Raw genomic sequence first — 23754 nt, forward strand, 5'->3', positions numbered from 1 at the left:
AAACAAATTTAGACATTATCCGATACGAACAGACAAATTATGATATAATAATGAAAATAACAATACGGATGGGAGGTCACTATGTCAGAAAAACAAGTCCGATTCTCATGGCAAAAACTATGGCGTCATTTTACGATTACATACGAGGTCATTTGGAATGTATGTTTAATTATATTGATTACCAGTTTATGTGCGTTTAGTTTTGCCTTCGGTGTCGGTGCAGGATATTTCGCCTCACTTGTAAAAGATGTCAAACCGATTCCGTACAAAGAGATGAAAAAAGATATTTATAACTATGAAGAAACAACACATATTTACTTCGCTAATCGTGAGTATCTCGGCTATTTTCGTTCAGATTTAGAACGTGACGAAGTCAAACTTTCACAAGTTTCCCCTTATTTCATTCAAGCTGTTATCGCGACAGAAGACGAACATTTTTATGAACATAAAGGGGTTGTACCAAAAGCTATTATACGTGCCATCTTTCAAGAAGCAACAAATTCCTCCACGCGTAGCGGAGGAAGTACGTTAACACAGCAACTTGTAAAAAATCAAATTTTAACTAGCGAAGTGTCATTTGAGCGAAAAGCAAAAGAAGTGTTGCTTGCTTTGCGCCTTGAGAAATTTTTTTCAAAAGATGAGATTTTAGAGGCATATATTAACGTTGTACCGTTTGGCCGAAACGCATCCGGACGAAATATTGCCGGCGTTCAGGCTGCCTCCAAAGGCGTTTTCGGCATCGATGCGAAGGAACTAACGTTGCCACAAGCGGCTTTTTTGGCAGGATTACCACAAAGTCCATTTCGCTACACACCGTTTACGAGCGAAGGGGAGTTGAAAAACGATTTATCCCCAGCACTAAACCGGATGAAAACTGTGTTATCACGCATGAAAAAAGCGGGATACATTTCGGAAAAACAATATAAAGAAGCGCTAGCATATGACATTACAAAAGATTTTGTGTCTTCCTTGCCTTCTCCTGTTGAGAAGTATCCGTGGCTCACGTTTGAAATCGAACGACGTGCGAAAGATATTTTTATTGATCTATTAGCAAAAAAAGACGGATATGAACGACAAGATGTGCGCTCAAACGATCAACTATATAAAGAATATGCTGAGAAAGCAGAAAAGCAACTACGCCAAAATGGTTATACAATTTATACAACCATTGATAAAAACATATATGAGCGAATGCAAGCAATTGTTGAAAAATATCCGTACTTTGGGAGCGATACGGTTGTGCAGAAAAAAGATGAAAAAACGGGGCAAATCATTTCTGTCCGACAACCAGTCGAAGTGGGAGCCATTTTAATTGAAAACAAAACAGGCCGGATCATTAGCTTTGTCGGTGGCCGAGATTATAAACGGGAACAACTCAATCATGCAACACAAGCGTATCGTTCAAACGGTTCAACGATGAAGCCGCTTCTTGTTTATGCACCAGCAATGGAAATGGGTATCGTTCAACCTGGATCTGTTATTCCGGATGTCGATTTGGAAATTTCAACGCCACAAGGTCCATACCGTCCAAAAAATGCGGATGGAAAAACGCACGGTTTAACATCGGTTCGGCATGCGCTAAAAAAATCGTATAACATTCCTGCTATTCGGACATATGCTCGCATCATCGATCAACGCCCCATTTCATACTTGGAAAAAATGGGTTTTACAAGCTTAACAACAGGCGATGGAAACAACTTGTCTCTTGCGCTTGGTGGTTTAACAAAAGGGGTAACGATTGAAGAAAACGTCAACGCATATGCTACGTTTGCGAATGGTGGGAAGTTCATTGACGCGTATTTAATCGAAAAAATTGTCGATAAAAACGGAAAAATCGTGTATAAACACGAATCAAAGCCCGTGGAAGTATTTTCACCACAGACTGCTTATTTAACAATTGATATGATGCGTGACGTCATTCGTTCTGGCACAGCAGCTTTCTTAAATGGCAAACTAAAATTTTCAGCGGATTGGGCTGGAAAAACAGGAACGAGTCAAAATACAAAAGATGCGTGGTTTGTCGCAACAAATCCAAATGTCACGTTCGGCACTTGGATGGGGTACGATACGCCAAAGCCGCTTGAAAAAAGCTATAAAGGATTGTCATATTCCCAAAGAAACTTATTGCTATGGGCACAGCTAATGAATGGGGCATATGATATTCACCCAGAACTTATTGCACCAAAAGAGCGGTTCCATATGCCTGGTGGAATTGTTAAGCGTTCGTATTGTGCCATTTCTGGATTGCTCCCATCAGAAACGTGTAAACGATTCGGACTGATAGAAAGTGATTTGTTTAATACCGCGTTTGTACCGAAACAAGAAGATCCGTACTTAATCAACGGCACTTTTGTTGAGCTAAACGAAGAACGATACGTCGCCTTACCAACAACACCAAAAGAATTTACAAAAGAGGGCGTCATGGTCGACACTTCATTACTTGAACAATGGGGAATTCAACATATAAAGGATATGAGCAAATTGTTCCCTCAAAACGATCAATGGAAGCATGTGTTTGTCGCAAAAGCACTGCAAGAAAACGGCAAAAAACCTGACCCAATCGCTGTATATCAAAAAGGGAATACGCTCGCTTGGAGTGAACATCATGAACAAGATGTCATTGGATATCGTGTATATTATACAGCATCGGAGACAGCTCCGTTTCAGGTCATGACAACGATGCGTAAAGGAGAACAAAAAAGCATACCGCTAAAACAAGGCATATATTACGTTACTGCTGTCGATATTGCTGGATTGGAATCGAATCCGTCAAATATCGTTCGTATGCTGCCTGCTTCATCACCTGGGCAGTCAACAAATGAAGAACCGACAGAAACACAAACAGAAGAACAGCCGTCAACTAATTAAAAAAATCGGGCATAGCCCGATTTTTTTAATCTTCCATTGTTGATAAGTCGCCTGTCGGTAAATTTAGCTCCCAAGCCTTCAAGACGCGACGCATAATTTTTCCGCTTCTCGTTTTTGGCAATTTATCGCGAAACTCGATTTCACGTGGTGCGGCATGCGCAGCTAAACCTTTTTTTACAAAGTTGCGAATATCCTCTTTTAGCTCTTCAGACGGCTCGTACCCTTCACGTAAAGCAACAAACGCTTTAATAATTTCACCGCGCACCGGATCTGGCTTTCCGATGACACCAGCTTCTGCTACAGCTGGATGTTCAACGAGCTTACTTTCTACTTCAAACGGGCCAACGCGTTCCCCTGCTGTCATAATGACATCATCAATCCGACCTTGAAACCAGAAGTATCCGTCTTCGTCCATATATGCCGAATCACCAGAAACATACCAATCACCAGGTAAAAAGTATGATTCGTATTTTTGTGGATTGTTCCAAATCGCGCGCATCATCGACGGCCAACCTTTTTTAATCGCCAAATTCCCCATGCGATATGGCGGTAACTCATTTCCTTGATCGTCAACGATCGCTGCTTTAACCCCTGGGATCGGTTTCCCCATTGATCCAGGTTTAATTTCCATACACGGATAGTTGCAAATGAGTTGCGCTCCTGTTTCTGTCATCCACCATGTATCATGAATGCGACGATTAAATACTTTCATTCCCCAGCGCACAACTTCTGGATTGAGCGGTTCACCGACGCTTAAAATATGGCGAAGTGAACGTAAATCAAATTTTTTCACAAGCTCGTCCCCAGCACCCATTAACATGCGGAATGCTGTCGGTGCACTATACCATACCGTTACACCATAATCTTCAATCGTCTTATACCACGCCTCAGGATTAAAGCGACCGCCGACAATGACGTTAGATGCTCCGCAAAGCCATGGACCGAAAATACCGTATGATGTTCCAGTCACCCAACCTGGATCGGCTGTGCACCAATATACATCATCTTCTTTTAAGTCTAATACCCATTTGGCCGTTTGATAATGTTGGATCATGGCGTTATGCACATGTAATACACCTTTTGGTTTTCCTGTCGATCCAGATGTATAGTGTAAAATGAGTCCATCTTCACGTCCGACCCATTCGATATCAAAATGTTTGCTTGCTGCGTTCATTCGTTTTTTCAAATCAAAGAACGGACCTTCTTCTTTAATGTCATCGCCAACTAAAAATACGTATTTTAATGCCGGCAATTCATTTACAGGTACGCGAGGTAAAAGTTCAGGCGTCGTAATAATGACTTTTGCCTCACTATCTTCTAAGCGGTCGCGAACCGCTCCTTCCATAAACGCTTCAAAAAGCGGACCGACAATTGCCCCAAGTTTAATTGCTCCAAGCACAGAGAAGTATAGCTCAGGCGAGCGAGGCATAAAAATGAAGACGCGGTCACCTTTCTCTACATCGGCTACTTCTTTTAATACGTTGGCTACTTTGTTTGAAAACTCTTTCATTTCTTTAAATGTGTACTTTTCTTCTCTCGTTGCATCGCGATAATACAAGGCTACTTTGTTTTTTCGAAACGTTTCCACATGGCGATCAATCGCTTCATAAGCCATGTTTACTTTGCCCGTTTCATACCACGAAAAATGTTTTTCTGTTTCGGACCAGTCAAACGTTTGATACGTTTCTTCATAGTTTTTCAAGTTGAAATCCCCTTGAATGACTGGTAGCGTTTCCACTTTAATCATCCCAAACTCCCCCTTGTTTGAAGTTTCTACATTCGTATTATATTATACTATAAACAAATTCTCAATTTTTAAAAAATTTTCATTTATGTTTATTGTGAAAACGATTTAATTTTTATTTTTTTATGTATAATTGAAGTGAGATTATTTCAGTAGGCGGTGGGGCAATGGAGCATAAAAAAACATATAACGCAAAACAGTTAAAAACACCGAAAGGAACGTTAATTATCGAGGGACCAATTTCTTCGGAAAAATTGGCTAGCTATGAATTTCATCATGACTTAACAGCGTTTCGGCAACCGCACCAACAACATCAGGCGCTCATCGAAATTGCCGGGCTTCCAGAAGGACGAATTATTATTGCCCGCCACGGTCATACGATCGTTGGCTACGTCACTTTTTTATATCCAGACCCGCTTGAAAGATGGTCGCAAGGGAAGATGGAAAATTTAATCGAGCTTGGTGCAATTGAGGTTATTCCGGATTTCAGAGGATGCGGTGTCGGAAAAAATTTATTGAAAGTGGCTATGATGGACGATGCGATGGAAGATTACATCGTTATTACAACGGAGTACTATTGGCATTGGGATTTAAAACGAACCGGATTAAACGTATGGGAATATCGAAAAGTAATGGAGAAAATGATGAACGCAGGTGGGCTTGTTTGGTACGCGACCGATGATCCGGAAATTTGTTCGCATCCGGCGAACTGCTTAATGGCTCGTATCGGAAAACGCGTCGATCAACAATCGATCCAGAAATTCGATCAGCTCCGTTTTATGAACCGCTTTATGTATTAAAAACAAAGGGGATGGGGAAATGATTGTCGAACAAATGATGAAAACGGATGTTATCGCATTAAAGCCGTCAAATACAATCGCTGATGCACTAAACATTGTTAAACAAAAAAATATTCGTCATTTACCAATTGTTGATGATGAATATCGTGTCGTTGGTATCGTTACGGATCGCGATTTGCGTGATGCACGTCCATCCATTTTTCATGCGAACGAACATCTTGAGGATTTACAAAAGCCGTTAAGCACCATTATGAAAACAAACGTCATTACAGGGCATCCGCTTGACTTTGTTGAAGAAGTAGCAGCTTTATTTTACGAACATCGCATTAGTTGTATGCCCATCGTTAAAGAAAATAAACTTGTCGGCATCATTACAGAAAGTGATCTGTTATATACACTTGTACAATTAACAGGAGCCCATCAACCAGGTTCACAAATCGAAATTAAAGTGCCGAACCGCACGGGTATGTTAAGCGAAGTCGCCTCTGTTTTTCAAAAAAGAAACATTAATATTTCGAGTGTTCTTGTCTACCCTGATCGAGATGATATGTATAAAGTGCTCGTGTTTCGCATTCAAACGATGAACCCGATGGCGATTATTGATGATTTAAAAGAGCAAGGATACGACGTATTATGGCCGAACTTGCCGGGGGTTTCATCATGAGCAAAAACAGTATATTCGTTTATTCCGATGCGTTTCAAACGTATAAATTCCATGATCGCCATCCGTTTAACCAACTACGTGTCAAGCTGACGTATGACCTGTTGCAAACGCTTGGCGCGCTGCATGACGGACAAATTGTAGCACCACGCCTCGCAACAGACGAAGAATTAGCGCTTGTACATGATTCAGATTACATTGAAGCGGTAAAAAAAGCAGGAAAGGGTCAACTACCAGAAGATGTTGCGCTCAATTATGGATTAGGGACAGAAGATACACCGATTTTCCCAAACATGCATGAAGCGAGCGCTCTTCTTGTTGGTGGAACGCTAACAGCTGTTGATTATGTACTCTCTGGCAAAGCTGAACACGCGCTCAGTTTGGGCGGAGGGCTCCATCATGGATTCCGGGGGAAAGCATCCGGTTTTTGCATTTACAACGATAGCTCTGTGGCCATTAAATATATGCAAGAAAAATATGGTGTTCGTGTCTTATACGTTGACACAGATGCCCATCATGGCGATGGAGTACAATGGACATTTTATGATGACCCGAATGTATGTACATTTTCAATTCATGAAACAGGTCGCTACTTATTCCCAGGAACCGGAAACGTCAATGAACGAGGACAAGGGAAAGGATACGGTTACTCGTTCAACATTCCTGTTGATGCGTTTACAGAAGATGAGTCGTGGCTCGCTGCATATACGGAAGCTCTGATTGAAATCGCTGATTTTTTTCGTCCTGATGTCATCTTAACGCAAAACGGTGTCGATGCTCACTATTACGATCCGTTAACTCATTTATCTGCGTCCATGCGCATTTATCGCGAAATTCCAAAACTGGCACATCAAATTGCACACCAATACTGTAACGGTCGTTGGATCGCAGTTGGTGGAGGGGGATACGACATTTGGCGCGTCGTTCCGCGTGCATGGGCGTTATTGTGGCTTGAAATGACAGAACAATCGGATATTTCTGGAGCTTTACCAAAGGAATGGATTGTCCGTTGGCAACCTCATGCTCCTGTTTCTTTGCCACTCGAATGGGATGACCCAGAAGACTTATATCCACCCATTCCAAGAAAGGCAGAGATTACAGAAAAAAATGCTCAAACTGTCATGAAAGCACTTCAACCAATTCGAAGTAATAAACAACGGTTAAACTTATAACAAAACAACAAGGGTGTTCCGAAAGTAGCGGACACCCTTTTCTATGTTCGTGCGCACGTAAAATATGCGTTCCCCTTTTAGAAAGAAATCTAGTTTTTTGTCGAATCGCGGTATTCAATGCGATGCGGCAACACAACGATGTGATTGTCTACATGCTCTTTATTCATATATTTCGTCAATAAGCGCATCGCCACAGCCCCAATATCGTACATCGGCTGGACTACCGTCGTCAATTTTGGACGAACCATTGTTGCCAAACGCGTATTATCAAAACCGACAATTTCTAAGTCATCCGGAATACGCACACCACGATCTTGCGCGCCGTGAATGACGCCGAGCGCCATTTCGTCGGTTCCAACGAAAATCGCTGTTGGTCGCTGTGGAAGTTCAGCTAGCTTTTCATATGCTTCGATACCCGAATCGTACGTATAGTCTCCTTCCACAACAAGCGCCTCATCATAAGCAATATTCGCTTCTTCTAAAGCGCGACGATAGCCAGCTAATTTTTTCAATCCGTTAATTGGATCGTTTAGCGGTCCTGTTACATAAGCAATGCGTTTATGTCCTTTTTCGATCAACATATGCACCGCATCATACGATGCTTGCTCGTAGTCAATGTTGACAGATGGAATAATATTATTTTGTTCAATTGTTGCAGCTAATACGATCGGTACATCTGATTTTTTAAACTGCTCGACATGTTCTTCTGTTACATCGCCGCCCATAAATAAAATGCCATCAACTTGTTTGGCAAGCATCGTGTTTAGTAAATGTAACTCTTTTTCTTTATTTTGATCAGAGTTACTTAAAATGATGTTATACTTGTACATCGTTGCAATATCCTCGATGCCACGCGCCATTTCCGCGAAGAAAATGCTTGATATATCTGGAATAATGACACCGACCGTAGTTGTTTTTTTGCTTGCCAATCCACGTGCTACCGCATTCGGACGATAACCGAGCCGCTCAATCACTTCTAACACTTTTTTGCGCGTCGAAGGCTTGACGTTTGGGTTTCCATTCACGACACGTGAAACAGTTGCCATTGACACATTTGCTTCCCTTGCCACATCATAAATTGTTACATTCATCACATACACTCCTTTTTTGCACTCTATATATCGAAAACTGTCGTACATCGCAATTTTATGTAAAATTATCATACGATAAATGATTACCTAAGTGCAACGTTTTCACAAATAAATTCATAAGAAAAAGCCGGTGAACAATCACCAGCTTTTTCTTTTTACGCTTTGACAAATTGCTTTTGGAACGATTTTAATTCTTCCATAAACTCATTGAATTGATCAATATCCATTTGCTGTGCGGAATCAGATAACGCAACAGCAGGATCTGGATGTACTTCGGCCATGACTCCGTCTGCTCCAATGGCAAGCGCAGCTTTCGCACAAGGTAAAAGTAAATCACGTCGTCCTGTTGAATGTGTTACATCGACAAAAACAGGTAAATGCGTTTCCTTTTTCAAAATCGGTACGGCTGAAATATCAAGCGTGTTGCGCGTCGCCTTTTCATATGTGCGAATGCCTCGCTCACATAAAATGATTTGTCCGTTGCCTTGCGACATAATGTACTCGGCAGCATGAATAAATTCTTCGATCGTTGCAGCTAATCCGCGTTTTAATAATACCGGTTTATTCACTTGCCCCGCCGCTTTTAACAACTCAAAGTTTTGCATATTGCGCGCTCCGATTTGAATGACGTCAATATAATCGAGCGCTGTTTCAATATCTGCTGGCGTGACAATTTCACTAATGACTGCTAAATCAAACTCATCTGCCACACGTTTTAAAATTTTCAATCCTTCTACGCCAAGTCCTTGAAAGTCATATGGTGAAGTGCGTGGTTTGTAAGCACCACCGCGCAACAATTTTAAACCGTGTCGCTTAATTGCTTGCGCCACTTCTGCTACTTGTTCATAGCTTTCAACCGCACATGGTCCCATCACAAAATATTGATTGCCGTCACCAATTTTTTCTCCTTTGACATCGACAATCGTATTTTCTGGCTTTTTCTTTCTTGATACAAGCAATGCTTTTTTATGATCATCTTCCTGCAAATCGAGCCCTGCTTTAAAAATTTCTTTAAAAATATGTTTTAACGTCGCCGTATCAAATGGTCCGTCGTTATGTTCTAAAATCAAATCTAACATTTTTCTTTCACGAACAGGGTCATAGAAATACGTACCTTGGGCATCTTTAATTTTCCCAATTTCTTGAACAACCCGCCCGCGTTCATTAATTAATTTTAACAACTGTAAATTCAACTCATCAACCTTCGCTCTCAGCTCATCTAATCGTTCGTTACCCATACATCTCATCCTTTCTTTATATAAGCTCAAAAATGTGGTACATTTCTATATAATTAGAGATTATTATAAACGAAGTGGATAAAGTTGTCACCCCTTTATTTATAAAACGCGTTTAAGCAATAAAGAATTTTTTAATTTTCGAAAAAGAAGGTGGGAAGCTTGATTTTTGCACTAGACATTGGTACGCGTTCGGTAGTTGGCATTATTTTAAAGGAAACAGACGGACAATATCAAGTTGAAGACATTGTCATAAAAGAACATGAAGAACGGGCGATGCTTGATGGACAAATTCACGACGTACTTGCTGTTTCTAACGTCATTCTCGACATAAAAAAAACGTTAGAGGAGAGACACGGACCCCTAACGCGCGTATGCGTTGCAGCCGCAGGACGTTCATTAAAAACAGAAAAAGGAAGAGCGAATATATCCATTAAAGGGAAGCCTCTGCTCACACATGAAGATGTGACATACTTAGAGCTTGCTGCAGTTCAACAAGCTCAAATGACGTTGGCTGAACAATCATCTAACGAAAAAAGTCATCACTACTATTGTGTTGGCTATTCGGTAACGCGCTATGAAATTGATGGCGAGGAAATTGGTAACTTAATTGATCAACAAGGAGATGACGCAAGCGTTGAAGTAATCGCCACATTTTTACCGAGGCTTGTCGTTGAATCACTTCTTGCGGCATTACAACGCGCTCATTTAGAAATGGAGGCGCTAACACTTGAGCCGATCGCCGCACTACATGTTCTTATTCCTCCGACGATGCGACGATTAAATGTTGCGCTTGTAGATATTGGTGCAGGAACATCTGACATTGCGATTACAAATCTAGGTACAGTCATTGCCTACGGAATGGTACCGATAGCAGGAGATGAAATTACAGAAGCCATTTCAGACGCATATTTACTTGATTTCCCTCTTGCTGAGCAAGCAAAACGTGACTTACATTCAAAGGAAACGGTAACGATTACAGACATTCTCGGTTTTGAAACCGAAGTGCCTCGTGAACAAATGATTGCAACAATTTCAGACGCGATTGATCGACTCGCTGATGCGATTAGCAAAGAAATTTTACGATTAAATAATCATCAATCCCCAAAAGCGGTCATGCTTGTAGGAGGAGGGAGTTTGACACCCGAACTGCCAAAACGACTTGCTCAAAAACTTCATCTTCCTGAAAATCGTGTCGCTATTCGCGGTATTGATGCCATTCAAAAATTGCATATCGATCAAGAAGAAATGAAGCATCGCCCAGAACTCGTCACTCCAATTGGCATTGCTATTGCAGCAAAGCAAACACCGATTCAGTACGTAACCGTTCATGTAAATGGACAAACCATTCGCTTATTTGATATGAAACAACTGACGATCGGTGATGCCTTACTAGCTGCTGGAATTCAATTACATAAGCTATATGGGAAACCGGGCTTAGCTTGCGTCGTCACATTGAATGGACAGACGATTACAATTCCTGGAACACATGGAGAACCACCGACAATTTTAAAAAATGGTGAATTGTCGACATTTGATACACCAATAAAAAATAATGACGAGATTGTTGTTCAAAAAGGAAAAGATGGGAAACAAGCGACCATCCAACTTCGTGATTTGCTCGAATCATTGCCAATAAAACGTGTGACAATCAACGAGCAACCATACACTATTGAGCCGATTGTATTACGGAATGGGGAACACGTTTCTCTCGATACGGTTTTATGTGATCGGGATGACATTGTCGTTCGTATGCCAGAAACGATTGAACAGCTTTTGCACGCAACAAAAAACGACGATCTGCTCAAACAACTCGAACCGTTTACGATCACGTTAAATGGCAAAACCGTAACATTTCCTGAATGGTGCGGAACGATGTATCGAAACGGGATTGAGTGCCAACGTTATACAACATTTGAAGACGGCGATCATATTATTGTTCATAAAAAAAAGCAGCGAACAATCGCTCAAATCGCTGAAGCAAAACAAATAAAACTTTATTATTCTATTCCGATTATATTTAATGGTGAAACATTCACATTAACAAAGTCAATCGGTACGTTTTATCGCAATGGTGAACAACTTGAAGAAGATGATCTCGTTCACCATGAAGATGAACTTGAATTTAATGAACAAAAAATGGAACCGTTCATTTTCCAAGATATATTCCAATACGTCCAAGTTGATATTCCTCATGGTGCATCGACAACGTTTACGTTGCTCAAAAACGGTGAACCGACAACATTTTATGAACCGCTTGCACCAGGAGATCGACTAGAAATTATTTGGCATGAGAAAAAGCAACTATGAACGAGCCATAGTTGCTTTTTCTTTTATTTTAAGTTTTCTGGGTTTAACGGTTCTAATTCTGGGAGGACAAAACGGCCATCTTTGCGAATCAGCACACCATCAAAATAAATTTCACCACCACCGTATTCTGGGCGCTGAATCATAACCATATCCCAATGAATGTTTGAATGGTTGCCGTTGTACGCCTCGTCATAACATTGTCCCGGTGTGAAATGGAAACTTCCATCAATTTTTTCATCAAACAAAATATCTTGCATCGGATGTTGAATGTATGGATTGACCCCGATTGCGAACTCACCAATATAGCGCGCACCTTCATCTGTATTAAAAATTTGATTAATGCGCTCTGTATCGTTTGCTGTTGCTTCAATAATTTTTCCATCTTTAAACGTTAATTTTACGTTTTCAAACGTAAATCCTTGATAAGGAGAAGGTGTATTAAATGTGATAGTACCATTAACCGAATCACGAACAGGAGCCGTATACACTTCTCCATCTGGAATATTCATTTGTCCTGAACATTTTACTGCAGGAATATCTTTAATCGAGAACGTTAAATCTGTCCCCGGTCCTGTAATGCGTACTTGATCAGTTTTATTCATTAATTCAACGAGGGCGTCCATCGCTTTATCCATTTTTCCGTAGTCTAAGTTACATACGTTAAAATAAAAATCTTCAAACGCCTCTGTACTCATTTTTGCAAGCTGTGCCATCGATGGATTCGGATAGCGAAGGACGACCCATTTCGTTTTCGGTACGCGAATGTCACGATGCACCTTTTGCATAATCGTTTTCCCATGAATTTTCATTTTGTCGGCTGGTACATCAGCAAACTCGTTAATATTATCTCCAGCTCGCAAGCCGATGTAAGCGTCCATTTGTTTCATGACATTCGCTTCAAATTCAGCCATCATGTCAAACTGCTCTTCTTGTGCACCAAGTAAAAGTGCACGATCAACTTGATGGTCTTTTAATGAAACAAATGGGTAAGCACCTACAGCATACGCTTCGCGTACCAATGCGATCACAAGCTCTCGCTGTAAACCAAAGTTTTCGATTAATACTTTTTCTCCTTTTTGTAAGCGAAGTGAGTAATGAATTAAATTTTTCGCTAACTTTTCAATACGCGGATCTTTCATTTATATTCCTCCATTCCATCGTATGTACATGTATATTGTAACCGATCTACAAAAAATTTGGAGTTTTTTGCAGGATTTTTTCTCTTTTTGTCGAAAGAAATGTAGGATAGACAGAAAGGGGTTTTTCACAATGAATATTGTTTTGTATGGCAGTATTGCACTCATCGCGATCGCCTTTCTTATTTTAGTCGTTTATGTCGTCCAAACATTAAAAACGCTTCAAACAACGTTGCAACATGTTGCGAAAACCGTTGAAGAAGTTGAAAAACAAATGCATGAAATCGGAAAAGAAACGGCACAATTACTACATAAGACGAACGCGCTCGCAGATGACGTGCATAAAAAAGCGGAAAGCTTACAAAGTGTATTTGATGCAGTCAAACAAGTCGGTGTTACCGTTCAAACATTTAACAACTCCATTTCTAAAACACTAACAACAAACGAAAAAAAAATTACGCAAGCCATTCAATGGGGCCAAACACTTATTGAAATATGGACAAAATGGAAAGAGAAACGAAAATAAGGAGGTTTTTATATGGCTAAAAATGGTTCTTTTCTACTCGGTGCAATCGTTGGTGGAATCGCTGGTGCAGCTGCGACATTATTTTTATCTAGCGAACGTGGAAAACAACTATTACAAGAGTTTACTGAAACGAACATAAAGCGATGGCAACAACATGAAAAGGAAAACGTGGCACATGACATAGAGCAACGAAAGGATCAAGAGGAGCAAAAGCCGTTTTCCTCTATCCCTATTCCGCTTCCTTCATCAGATGTCGAGCAATTGTTAAAAGAAACGGAGCAAGCAGTTAACGATGTCGAAAAACGTTTGAATAAAGGAATTGATGCACATGGGAAAAATTGAGACAATTGAACAATTCGAACAAATTTGTTCGTCCTATCGTCCATTTTTATTAATGAAACATAGTCTGACATGTCCAATTAGCCATCGGGCATGGGTGGAGTTCGAACGTTTTACAAAAGATTTTCCGCACATTCATGCATATTACTTATATGTGCAACACTCTCGCCCGTTATCACAACATATCGCAGAAATGTTTCAAGTAAAACATGAATCCCCTCAAGTATTATGGGTAACTGACAAAGGGGTGGCGTGGCATGCTTCGCATTGGAACGTCACATATGACCAAATGAAAAAAGCAACTATGAGCGAATCATAGTTGCTTTTCTTATACGTGAACGGATTGTTCGTATCTCTGCTGAAATTTTTGAATATCGCCTGCTCCCATAAAGATAAGCACAGCTTGTTCATGCTGTTTTAAAACATCCACTTGCTCCTCATGTAAAAGCTTTGCCCCATCGATTTTGGCGCGTAAATCTTCAATCGATAGCTTCCCTTGATGCTCTCGGGCAGATCCGAAAATATCGCACAAATATACCGCATCAGCTAGTGATAAACTTTGTGCAAATTCATGTAAAAACGTTTGTGTGCGTGTATATGTGTGCGGCTGAAAAATCGCAACTATTTGACGGTCTGGATATTTTTGTCTTGCCGCTTCAATCGTTGCGCGTATTTCTGTAGGATGGTGCGCATAATCATCAATAAGCACTTGTGAACCAAACCTTTTTTCATGAAAGCGACGTTTTACTCCAGGGAATGTTTTTAATCGCTCTTGAATGATGTTTACGTCAATTCCCTCATAATGGCAAAGTGCAATAACAGCGAGCGCGTTCAGTACGTTATGATCACCATATCTTGGAATATGGAAAGATGCAAAAAAGGTGTGGCGAACAAATACGTCAAACGATGTCCCTTCCGGTGTTTTCACAATATTTCGTGCTTGGAAATCGTTATCTTCACCGAATCCATAAAAAACGACAGGAACTTTAGCTTGAATTTTTTGTAAATGCTCATCATCCCCACAGGCGATGATTCCTTTTTTCACTTGCCACGCCATCTGTTGAAACGCTGAAAACACATCTTCAATATTGGCAAAATAATCCGGATGATCAAAATCAATATTCGTCATAATCGCATAATCAGGTGAATACGCTAGAAAATGACGACGATATTCGCACGCTTCAAATACAAAATACTTACTTCCTTCTCGTCCCTTTCCAGATCCATCGCCGATCAAATATGATGTCGGTTCTGCTCCTTGCATCACGTGAGCAAGCAACCCAGTTGTTGATGTTTTTCCATGAGCACCTGTCACAGCGATGCTCGTAAATTTTTGCAAAAACTCACCTAAAAACTGATGGTAGCGAATGACAGGTACACCAAGATCACGAGCTGCTACAATTTCTTCATGTGTATCAGGAAAGGCGTTTCCAGCAATTACAACCATATTTTTTTGAATATTTTGGGCGCTGAATGGAAAAATAGGTATTCCACGTTCTTCCAATGCTTCTTGTGTGAAAAATCGCTTATCATAGTCTGACCCTTGCACGACACATTTCATATCATGTAATACTTGTGCCAGTGCACTCATTCCAGTTCCTTTAATGCCGACAAAATGGTAAATAGTCATAAAAAAACCTCCACCAACTATCGTTGATCTATATCTCAGTATATGACACAAATTCCGTTTTGCTCTTTTGATCTTATGTAACAAACTTCATTATACCATTGTTTGTCCACGATGATAAGAAAAACTGATAGAAGAACGTTCTTCTATCAGTTTTTCCGTGTTACTGAGGTGTATACTCTACTTTTTCAAGACGTGGGTTCGGACGATAACGTCGACCTGCTTTCGCTTGATGCTTTCCATTTAACAATACATTATCTCCCGTAAAACCAATATGCACTTTTAACAAGCTACTTCCCACACCATACATATCAACGGGCACACCTTGTTTTTCAAACTCGATAATACGCTGCTCATTAAATCCGCCACTTACAACGATTTTTACATGTTCAAATCCTTCACGATCAAGCGCTTCACGTAAAGCGAAAATAAGTGGCGGGTTAACGCCACGTGGATCAAATGTGCCAAGCACTTCTGGATGGCGAATAAAATATTGATCAATCATCGTCCGGGACGTATCAACACGAACGGCTTTTAATTTATCACCAAACTCACGCGCAACTTTCAGCGCGTCTGTAATACAGTCATTGTTGTAGTCAACAAGCACAATTAAATCATCGTCTGGATATTTTGCATGATACGCTTTCGCTGCCGCAACTACATCGCCATCAAACAATTGAATGAGCGCATGCGGCATCGTTCCCATGCCTTGTTTTCCCCACCATTCGTTCATCGCATGTGTCGCTTGAGCAGTTGAGCCACCAATAAAGGCGGCGTATCCATCACCAGCTTGCATCATAAAATGGTCATCACGATCCCCCATGAAAATGACCGGTTTTTGCACACCAGATAATGCCGCTGCTTTAACGACGTTATACACGTTTGTTGCTACAGATGTTCGGCGAGCTAAAATCCCATCAATAATGCCTTCTAAATACCCGAAATTTTGATACGGGCCTGTAATAGTCAGCACCGTCTCAAACGGACTAATTTTATCGCCGTCTTTCAATGAATAAATTTCCAATTTTTCTGGTTCATCAGCAAATGTATGCAATAAGGCAATGACTTCATCCGTTCCACATAAGACAGCATGTTCTTTTTGAAAAAATTGCATCGTAACGATATTATCCGGACGAAATTCCTTAACGATTTCACGTGTTTTTAAAAAATATACAGCTGAAAACCAGCCATCTCGCACACGCTCATCAAATTTAAACGTTTTATTTGTTAGTCGTTTAATTTTCCCTTGTAATTTCAACTCGATTTCCTTCATTTTGCTTTCCCCTTCAGCCATCGTTTTCACGTATTTAGCATAGCATGTTTTCTATTTCACGACTACTCCATCTAAATTGTATCTTGTAGTTGCTCGAGATGTTGTTCATCAATTAACACATCGCGCGGCTTGCTTCCTTTCGGTGCCGATACGATGCCACGTTGCTCCATCATCTCAATTAAGCGTGCCGCTCGGTTGTAGCCGATACGAAAACGACGTTGTAAACTTGATGTTGAAGCACCGCCTTGTTGAACAACAAACTCACACGCCTCATAAAACAGCTCATCATCTTCATCAGCCTGTACATGTTGTTGCAATAGCTCATCATGTTGAAATAAATAAGACGGTTCCATTTGTTGTCGTACATGGGCGACGACACGCTCTATTTCTTCGTCCGATACAAAGTTGCCTTGCAAACGAATTGGTTTTGCTGTTCCATTTTCCAAAAATAACATATCGCCTCGTCCGAGTAATTTCTCCGCACCGTTTATATCAATGATTGTACGCGAATCAATTTGCGACGATACGGAAAAGGCAATACGCGTTGGAATATTTGCCTTAATTAAACCTGTGATGACGTCAACAGATGGTCGTTGTGTAGCAACAAGCAAATGAATACCACATGCTCGCGCTTTTTGAGCGATACGGCAAATCGCTTCTTCCACATCAGCTGGGGCAACCATCATTAAATCTGCAAGCTCATCAATGACAATGACGATATACGGTAAATGTTGTTCCGGTTTTTGCGCTTTTCGGATTAATTCGTTATAACGTACAATATCACGCACACCGGTATGTGCAAATAACTCATATCGCCGCTCCATTTCAGACACAGCCCATTTTAATGCTGCCGTTGCCGCTTTTGCATCCGTAATAACCGGGCTAACTAAATGTGGAATATGATTGTATGGTGCAAGTTCGACCATTTTCGGATCGATCAACAATAACTTTACTTCGTGTGGTGCTGCTTTATATAACAAGCTCACTAACATCGCATTCATACATACGCTTTTTCCTGACCCAGTTGCCCCCGCAATCAACCCGTGCGGCATCTTTTTTAAATCAGTTACGATCGGTTTTCCCGAAATATCTAATCCTAAAGCGACGGTTAACGGAGAGTCTGATTGCTGAAACACCTCGCTTTGCAACACTTCACGAATAAAAACAGGGCGGCTTGATCGGTTAGGTACTTCAATTCCGATCGTGTTTTTCCCAGGAATAGGCGCTTCTATACGAATATCCACGGCCGCTAAATTTAATTTAATATCATCCGCTAAATTCGTAATTTTATTCACTTTTACCCCAAGTTCTGGTTGCACTTCAAAACGAGTAACCGTTGGACCTTGAGTCACATGAACGACTGTTGCTCCAACATTAAAGTTTTTGAACGTCTCGTTTAATCGCTCTGTTTGTTCTTTTAACCACGTTTCATCAGCTTCATGACGTATACTTGGTGCGTGCAACAACGATAGCGACGGGAATACATATGATTGTTTTTGCTGTCGCTCTTTCCATTTTTCTCGATCTTGTTTTAACATCATGACGTTATATGGTACACCGCTTCGTTGTCGCGTTCTTTCCTCATGAACTTGTTCGATTTTTGCTTCTCCCCGTTCCTGTTCTTTCGTTTCTTCCTCCTGATTTTGCTCCATGTGTTCTTCAGCAGTTTCCGTTTCATAAACAACTTCTTTCTCTTCAAGAAGTGGCTCACTTACCGCCATGTGCGCATGTTCAGTTGTTTCGTCAACAAGCTGTCTCTCTACTGACTCCTCTACTTGTGTATGTACACGTTCGTTTGTTTCGACCGTTTCAACGATCGGAAGTTCAAATTCAACAACCACATCATGTTCTTTTTTTCGCTCGACACGCTCCATTCGTTTATAACCAAACACAGGCGATGGCACATCTGTCGGGCGAAACGTGCGTGATTCACTCTCTGTTCGCTCTATGCGATACGTTTTTTTCTTAAATGAATCGGTTTGTACCGATGACCGTTTTTTGTCATATGTTCTCTCTTTTATTCTTTCCTTTGGTTCATCCGGAATTAATGGAAAGCGAAATTTTCCTCTCGGATATTCATAAACGACTTTTGCTTCAATTTCTTTATATTCGTTCGTCGGTACGGATTGTTGCTGTTTTCGCATCTTTTTTGGCTCATGCTGTTCCCCGAATAAATAACGAAATAATGCCTTTAACCAACCCATTCCATCCTCACTCTTTCTTTTGTACATTCGGTTTTATTTTACCACAAAAAAAGCTGACTGCCGTCACGGAAGTCAGCTGAAAAATGGCTGGCCTACTTCGTACTCATCATGTAAAACAAGAATACCTTTTTCTTGTGGGGCGTTTGGCAAATCTAACTCGCGCGCAGAACAAATCATCCCATAAGATTTCACTCCACGAAGCTCTGCTTCTTGAATGACTAGACCGCTCGGCATGACCGCTCCGACTTTAGCAACAACGACTTTTTGCCCCGCTTCTACGTTGGGAGCCCCGCATACAATTTGCAATGTTTCCGTACCCACATCTACTTGACAAACACTTAACTTATCAGCATTCGGATGCTTCTCTTTTTCTTTTACGTAACCGACAACAAACTTTGGTGAAAAGTCAGCCGTTACTTGTTCATTCACACCATTTTTTTGCAAGATGTCGTTAATTGTCGCAATGACTTGCTCGGTTAGTTCAACAACTCCATTTCCTTCAAATGTGCCATATGTAGACGCATGAAAAATATTGTAGCCAACGGTTTCACCTGTCTGTTCATTAAAAATGCGCACAACGTCTCCTTTTTTCTCAAAAGCGCGCGCTTGTGGGTCAACAGCCTTTAATGTAATAAGTAACGTATCACCAATGCCCTCACGGTTGTAAAATACGTTCATTACTTCTCATCCTTTCGACGATTTTTTCCGAGAATAAAAATTGGTTGCAACTGCCCATCTTCGTATAAAAACGAAAGAGCCGTAATCGGCACTCTGCCGTTTGCAAAAAAGCTCATCGTCAGCTGTGCAAGTACATCATAGCCGATTTCGTTCTCAATGTCAGCAATAATGAGCACATCTTGATGGGGAACAGCAAGTAACATCGTTCCTTTTATTTTTTCAGCAAACTTTTTTAAGAAAGCATCATTTAGTATGCGACTTGCATCATATCCGTCATTTGTGTTTATAAAATAAAACGTGTTGCCAGCGACACGGTCTTCTTTCACCGTTGTTGGCAATGAACGAACATTAAAACGTGCGATCTCTTTCAATTGTTGCACATCCCAGTGCTCCAATTCAACTAAACGTTCATCAATGAGGCGATACGTTGTTCCTAAATCAAGTGCATAATAAATGCGCGTTTCTGCTGTATGTTCGTCATAAATAAACATCGTCCCTTCATTCGTTTTTGTCGGAAATGAGGTAGAGCGAATGACCGGATATATATGTTTTTCTTTTCCTTGTAGCGGTGAATCATCATGTAATGCCGTTAACGTTTGCTCGACATAATAAACGACTTCATCAATGGCACGCTCTTTTTCAAGCTCCCATTTTGCAATAACGTGGGGCAAGGAGATGGTCACTCCTTTTTTCGTTTCGCGATGCTCAATACGAAGTGTATCTTTTTTTCGATCCCATTGGAAATCCCATGGATAATGAGATAACCGCTGTTGAATATGCTCGCTTATTTGCTTACTATTCATCACGCTCACCTAAGCTTTGAATGAACGAGACAATTTCTTCTTTCGTTTTCCGATCTTTGCTCACAAACCGTCCACGTTCTTGCCCATTTTCATATGCGATAAAACTCGGGATGCCAAATATGTTATGCTCTGTAAACAAGTCAAGCAATTGATCGCGATCTACCGCATAAAACGTATAATCCGGAAATTGTGCTTCAATCTCCGGTAAAACTGGTTTGATGAATTGACAATCACGGCACCAATCAGCCGTAAACATCATAATAACTTTCCCATGCTGAATCGCGTCGTTATATTGTTCGATCCGTTCAATTATTTTCATTCATTTATTCATCCTTTCTTTTGGTGCTCATATTGTCCTTTTAACATATGAACGATATGTGTATACATCGTTGTTCGATCGACTGCTCCATTCGTCAAAATGCCGATCGCCCCTTCATTTAAACGAACATCACGGCGATTGACGTATCCATCCATCACTTCAGCTAACTCTTTTCCCATTTTTAATTGTTCACCTATCTCGTTAGGAAGCGGAATGCGCGCCCCTCCGGCAACAACAACGACTTCATCACGATCAACGAGCGCTCCCCAATTGCATAACCAAATCACCCCATCTTGTGCAACAAATACACCGCCTTCTAATCCAATTCCGATGTCAGCTTGTTGATAAAAAACAGCTAATTTCGCTCGCTCAATGGCCCCTTGCAACGTTTCCTCATCAGAAAACGGTTGTTTGGATACACTTGGTTGCACATCGCTCGCTATGATCGTATAGTGAGCCTCATGAAATACAGCTTTTACCGCTTTTACTTTCGTGTTGTTTTTCGTTCCAACAGCGATTTTCATCCATACATCTCCTTAAGCGTTATGGCGAATAGCATCCACAGTCGTACGATCACACTGTTTCACAAGAGCGACTAATAGCTGTTTTGCCGCTTCGTAATCGTCAATATGAATGATCGATGCATGCGTATGAATATACCGTGCACAAATGCCAATGACAGCTGAAGGGACACCACTATTGGCGATATGTACTCTGCCCGCATCTGTTCCGCCACCTGGCGAAATGAAATATTGGTATGGAATATGATTTGTTTCTGCTGTATCTAAAATAAATTCGCGCATGCCGCGATGAGTAATCATCGTGGCGTCATAAATGCGCACAAGCGCCCCTTTGCCAAGATGACCGAACTCTTTTTCATCACCTGTCATATCGTTCGCTGGACTTGCATCGAGCGCGAAGAAAATATCCGGCTTGATCATCGTTGCTGCTGTTTGTGCACCACGCAATCCGACTTCTTCTTGGACTGTCGCTCCGGAATATAATACATTTGGCAACGTTTCATCTTTTAACTCTTTTAATAACTCGATGGCTAAACCACAACCATAACGATTGTCCCATGCTTTTGCCATAATTTTTTTCTCATTTGCTAACGGTGTAAATGGACAGAGCGGCACAATTTGTTGCCCAGGACGAATGCCCATACGCTCCGCATCGTTTCGATCATCCGCTCCAACATCAATCAACATATTTTTCATATCCATCGGCTTTTTCCGCTGTTCTTCATCGAGCAGATGCGGTGGAATCGAACCAATCACACCGACAATTGGACCTTGATCCGTTATAATTTGCACACGTTGAGCTAACAATACTTGACTCCACCAACCACCAAGTGGTTGAAAACGAATCATTCCCTGCTCAGTAATAGCAGTGACCATAAAACCAACTTCGTCCATATGTCCAGCAACCATTACAACCGGTCCATTTTCCGTTCCTCGCTTCACCCCAAAAATGCTTCCGAGCCTGTCTTGCACAATTTCATCGGCATATTTTTGTAACTGCTCACGCATAAAAGCGCGCACCGCATGTTCATTTCCCGGTGCCCCCGGCAATTCCGTTAACGTTTGAAATAACTGCAAATCCATCGCTGTTTCCCCTTTCTTTTCTCGCTAATTGTCATTGTAGCGAATTTTACATGTAGTTTCCACCCATACAATTCGGTATACTAAAAGAAAAAGTGGAGGAATGCATATGCGCATGAAAACATTTTTTACCGGTATCGTTGTCGGTGCAACGGCTGCTTACATATTTAATGAGTGGCAACATAAACGTTTGATTTCATCTGAACAAGCGCTTCAAAAGGCAAAAGAAGCTTTTCAACAAACTGGTACAATTACAGGATCATGGATTCAAACGACCGTTGAAACGATCGAAAAAAACGGATTGCGTTACGACGTCTATCGAGGGGGAATTACTCGTCCAACAGGTGCATATGAATGTTTGATTGATGCAAAATCAGGAACGATTATTGATGCACGAAAATTGTAAAACCCAAGCGACTTTGCTTGGGTTTTTATTGACGTTTGAGCGCTTCGACGATTTGAAACTGATCATTCCAACGGACCGCACGATAGTATGCATCGTGATAAAATGTAAACCATGCATTGTTTTCCATTCCATAAGCAAGCCATTTTTGTTTAGCAAAAATAGATGTCATTGGGTAATCATCATACGCCATGACCCAAAGCGGATTTTGATGGGCATGCGTCGGCATCAAATCACCGAGGTGAACGGCTGTTTCCCCTTCGGATGTGACAATAATGATCGCGTGTCCATCGCTATGACCGCCTGTATGAATCATCGTTACCCCTGAAACAACTTCCAATTGTTCCGCGAACGTATCGACTTGGTCAACAATCGCTTCCCAGTTTTCTTTCCAATACGTGTTGCGCGAGCGAATGTTTGGTTCTCTCATCTCCGCCCACTCTACTGCTGACGTAATAATGCGCGCACGCGGAAACGTCGGAACGAGCGTGTCCCCTTCCCATTTCGTTAAACCGCTCGCATGATCGAAATGCAAATGCGTCATTAATACAAAATCAATGTCTTCGGGTGTCAAAGAAAGAAGCGCCAACTGCTCTTCTAATGAGGACTCTTCTGTTACACCAAAGTTTCGTTTTTGCTTTTCATTTAGTTTTCCTCGCCCGATGCCAGATTCAATTAATATATTTTTTCCATCCATTTGCAATAAAATGGGGTCGGTGCGGAGCGGAATTTGATTTTGTTCGTTGCATGGGTATTTTTTCACCCAAAGCGGCTTTGGAACGACACCGAACATCGCCCCACCGTCTAAATGTGTAATTCCTCCATTTAGCCACGTCATTGTTACTTGACCGATCGTTAATTTCTCCATTATTGTAAATTATCATTTTATCCCCGAATAAAACGCCTTCTTTTTTGCAAATTCCTTCGGGATATACTTCTCCCTCTTTCTGAAATAGTATGCTAA

Annotated in this window: 22 protein-coding genes; 9 read left to right on the forward strand and 13 right to left on the reverse strand. The window is 41.0% G+C overall.

What is annotated here, in order from left to right:
• The first annotated feature begins 81 nt into the window (after window positions 1-81).
• Window positions 82-2868 carry a transglycosylase domain-containing protein gene (locus tag HNQ84_RS09320; RefSeq protein ID WP_435621935.1) on the forward strand — a complete coding sequence of 929 codons (2787 nt, stop codon included), beginning with the start codon at window positions 82-84 and terminating at the stop codon, window positions 2866-2868.
• 25 nt (window positions 2869-2893) lie between these two features.
• Here the strand turns inward: HNQ84_RS09320 and acsA are convergent, their stop codons facing one another.
• The gene (acsA, locus tag HNQ84_RS09325; RefSeq protein WP_435621951.1) at window positions 2894-4612 is read right to left on the reverse strand and encodes an acetate--CoA ligase; all 1719 of its coding nucleotides are present in this window, start codon (window positions 4610-4612) and stop codon (window positions 2894-2896) included.
• A 167-nt stretch (window positions 4613-4779) separates the two neighbouring features.
• On the opposite strand from acsA, the gene HNQ84_RS09330 reads away from it, so the two are divergent.
• From HNQ84_RS09330 to HNQ84_RS09340, 3 genes are read left to right on the forward strand one after another with little or no spacing between them, the layout of a single operon-like run.
• Complete coding sequence (locus HNQ84_RS09330) at window positions 4780-5412, forward strand: GNAT family N-acetyltransferase (RefSeq protein WP_435621936.1); 633 nt, start codon at window positions 4780-4782, stop codon at window positions 5410-5412.
• A 19-nt stretch (window positions 5413-5431) separates the two neighbouring features.
• Entirely contained in the window at window positions 5432-6076 is a 645-nt protein-coding gene (locus HNQ84_RS09335; protein ID WP_183241977.1) for an acetoin utilization AcuB family protein, read from the forward strand.
• The gene (locus tag HNQ84_RS09340) at window positions 6073-7245 is read left to right on the forward strand and encodes an acetoin utilization protein AcuC (protein ID WP_435621937.1); all 1173 of its coding nucleotides are present in this window, start codon (window positions 6073-6075) and stop codon (window positions 7243-7245) included. The genes HNQ84_RS09335 and HNQ84_RS09340 overlap by 4 nt, the downstream gene beginning before the upstream one ends.
• A gap of 89 nt (window positions 7246-7334) precedes the next feature.
• On the opposite strand, the gene ccpA is transcribed toward HNQ84_RS09340, so the two are convergent.
• A complete protein-coding gene (ccpA, locus tag HNQ84_RS09345; RefSeq protein WP_183241973.1) occupies window positions 7335-8336 on the reverse strand; it encodes a catabolite control protein A in 1002 nt (333 codons plus the stop codon).
• Between the two features lie 155 nt (window positions 8337-8491).
• Window positions 8492-9574 carry a bifunctional 3-deoxy-7-phosphoheptulonate synthase/chorismate mutase gene (locus HNQ84_RS09350; protein WP_435621938.1) on the reverse strand — a complete coding sequence of 361 codons (1083 nt, stop codon included), beginning with the start codon at window positions 9572-9574 and terminating at the stop codon, window positions 8492-8494.
• A gap of 150 nt (window positions 9575-9724) precedes the next feature.
• On the opposite strand from HNQ84_RS09350, the gene HNQ84_RS09355 reads away from it, so the two are divergent.
• On the forward strand, window positions 9725-11881 hold the full coding sequence (locus tag HNQ84_RS09355; RefSeq protein WP_435621939.1) for a cell division protein FtsA: 2157 nt from the start codon (window positions 9725-9727) through the stop codon (window positions 11879-11881).
• A 23-nt stretch (window positions 11882-11904) separates the two neighbouring features.
• On the opposite strand, the gene HNQ84_RS09360 is transcribed toward HNQ84_RS09355, so the two are convergent.
• Window positions 11905-13020, reverse strand: coding sequence for an aminopeptidase (locus tag HNQ84_RS09360; RefSeq protein WP_435621940.1), 1116 nt, complete (start codon window positions 13018-13020; stop codon window positions 11905-11907).
• A gap of 130 nt (window positions 13021-13150) precedes the next feature.
• Here HNQ84_RS09360 and HNQ84_RS09365 point away from each other — a divergent pair, with 130 nt between their 5' ends.
• From HNQ84_RS09365 to ytxJ, 3 genes are read left to right on the forward strand one after another with little or no spacing between them, the layout of a single operon-like run.
• On the forward strand, window positions 13151-13543 hold the full coding sequence (locus HNQ84_RS09365) for a DUF948 domain-containing protein (protein WP_183241967.1): 393 nt from the start codon (window positions 13151-13153) through the stop codon (window positions 13541-13543).
• A 12-nt stretch (window positions 13544-13555) separates the two neighbouring features.
• Window positions 13556-13885, forward strand: a complete 330-nt coding sequence (locus HNQ84_RS09370; RefSeq protein WP_435621941.1) for a YtxH domain-containing protein — start codon at window positions 13556-13558, stop codon at window positions 13883-13885.
• Window positions 13872-14201 carry a bacillithiol system redox-active protein YtxJ gene (gene ytxJ / locus HNQ84_RS09375; protein WP_183241963.1) on the forward strand — a complete coding sequence of 110 codons (330 nt, stop codon included), beginning with the start codon at window positions 13872-13874 and terminating at the stop codon, window positions 14199-14201. The genes HNQ84_RS09370 and ytxJ overlap by 14 nt, the downstream gene beginning before the upstream one ends.
• Window positions 14202-14210: 9 nt before the next feature.
• Here ytxJ and murC read toward each other — a convergent pair whose 3' ends face one another.
• The 8 genes from murC to HNQ84_RS09415 all read right to left on the reverse strand — a co-directional run bounded on the left by murC (window position 14211) and on the right by HNQ84_RS09415 (window position 22390).
• Window positions 14211-15512 carry a UDP-N-acetylmuramate--L-alanine ligase gene (gene murC, locus HNQ84_RS09380; protein ID WP_435621942.1) on the reverse strand — a complete coding sequence of 434 codons (1302 nt, stop codon included), beginning with the start codon at window positions 15510-15512 and terminating at the stop codon, window positions 14211-14213.
• Between the two features lie 160 nt (window positions 15513-15672).
• Window positions 15673-16782 carry a nicotinate phosphoribosyltransferase gene (locus HNQ84_RS09385; RefSeq protein WP_004888994.1) on the reverse strand — a complete coding sequence of 370 codons (1110 nt, stop codon included), beginning with the start codon at window positions 16780-16782 and terminating at the stop codon, window positions 15673-15675.
• Between the two features lie 71 nt (window positions 16783-16853).
• Window positions 16854-18986 carry a DNA translocase FtsK gene (locus tag HNQ84_RS09390; RefSeq protein ID WP_435621943.1) on the reverse strand — a complete coding sequence of 711 codons (2133 nt, stop codon included), beginning with the start codon at window positions 18984-18986 and terminating at the stop codon, window positions 16854-16856.
• Between the two features lie 72 nt (window positions 18987-19058).
• A complete protein-coding gene (ytpR, locus tag HNQ84_RS09395) occupies window positions 19059-19664 on the reverse strand; it encodes a YtpR family tRNA-binding protein (protein WP_032100412.1) in 606 nt (201 codons plus the stop codon).
• The gene (locus HNQ84_RS09400; RefSeq protein WP_435621944.1) at window positions 19664-20467 is read right to left on the reverse strand and encodes a DUF1444 domain-containing protein; all 804 of its coding nucleotides are present in this window, start codon (window positions 20465-20467) and stop codon (window positions 19664-19666) included. Before HNQ84_RS09400 ends, ytpR begins: the two co-directional genes overlap by 1 nt.
• Window positions 20460-20786 (reverse strand): thioredoxin family protein, encoded by a 327-nt coding sequence (locus HNQ84_RS09405; RefSeq protein ID WP_435621945.1) that lies wholly within the window; start codon window positions 20784-20786, stop codon window positions 20460-20462. The genes HNQ84_RS09400 and HNQ84_RS09405 overlap by 8 nt, the downstream gene beginning before the upstream one ends.
• 8 nt (window positions 20787-20794) lie before the next feature.
• Window positions 20795-21310: a DUF84 family protein gene (locus HNQ84_RS09410; RefSeq protein WP_435621946.1), complete on the reverse strand. Its 516-nt coding sequence runs from the start codon at window positions 21308-21310 to the stop codon at window positions 20795-20797.
• A 12-nt stretch (window positions 21311-21322) separates the two neighbouring features.
• Window positions 21323-22390 carry a M42 family metallopeptidase gene (locus HNQ84_RS09415; protein ID WP_435621947.1) on the reverse strand — a complete coding sequence of 356 codons (1068 nt, stop codon included), beginning with the start codon at window positions 22388-22390 and terminating at the stop codon, window positions 21323-21325.
• A gap of 106 nt (window positions 22391-22496) precedes the next feature.
• Between HNQ84_RS09415 and HNQ84_RS09420 the strand changes: the two genes are divergently transcribed.
• Window positions 22497-22793 (forward strand): PepSY domain-containing protein, encoded by a 297-nt coding sequence (locus tag HNQ84_RS09420; protein WP_435621948.1) that lies wholly within the window; start codon window positions 22497-22499, stop codon window positions 22791-22793.
• 25 nt (window positions 22794-22818) lie between these two features.
• On the opposite strand, the gene HNQ84_RS09425 is transcribed toward HNQ84_RS09420, so the two are convergent.
• Window positions 22819-23658, reverse strand: a complete 840-nt coding sequence (locus HNQ84_RS09425; RefSeq protein WP_435621949.1) for a YtnP family quorum-quenching lactonase — start codon at window positions 23656-23658, stop codon at window positions 22819-22821.
• Between the last annotated feature and the right edge of the window lie 96 nt (window positions 23659-23754).

Origin of the sequence: Anoxybacillus eryuanensis, from assembly GCF_051200995.1 — a bacterium.
GTDB classification, from domain to species: Bacteria; Bacillota; Bacilli; order Bacillales; family Anoxybacillaceae; genus Anoxybacillus; species Anoxybacillus tengchongensis.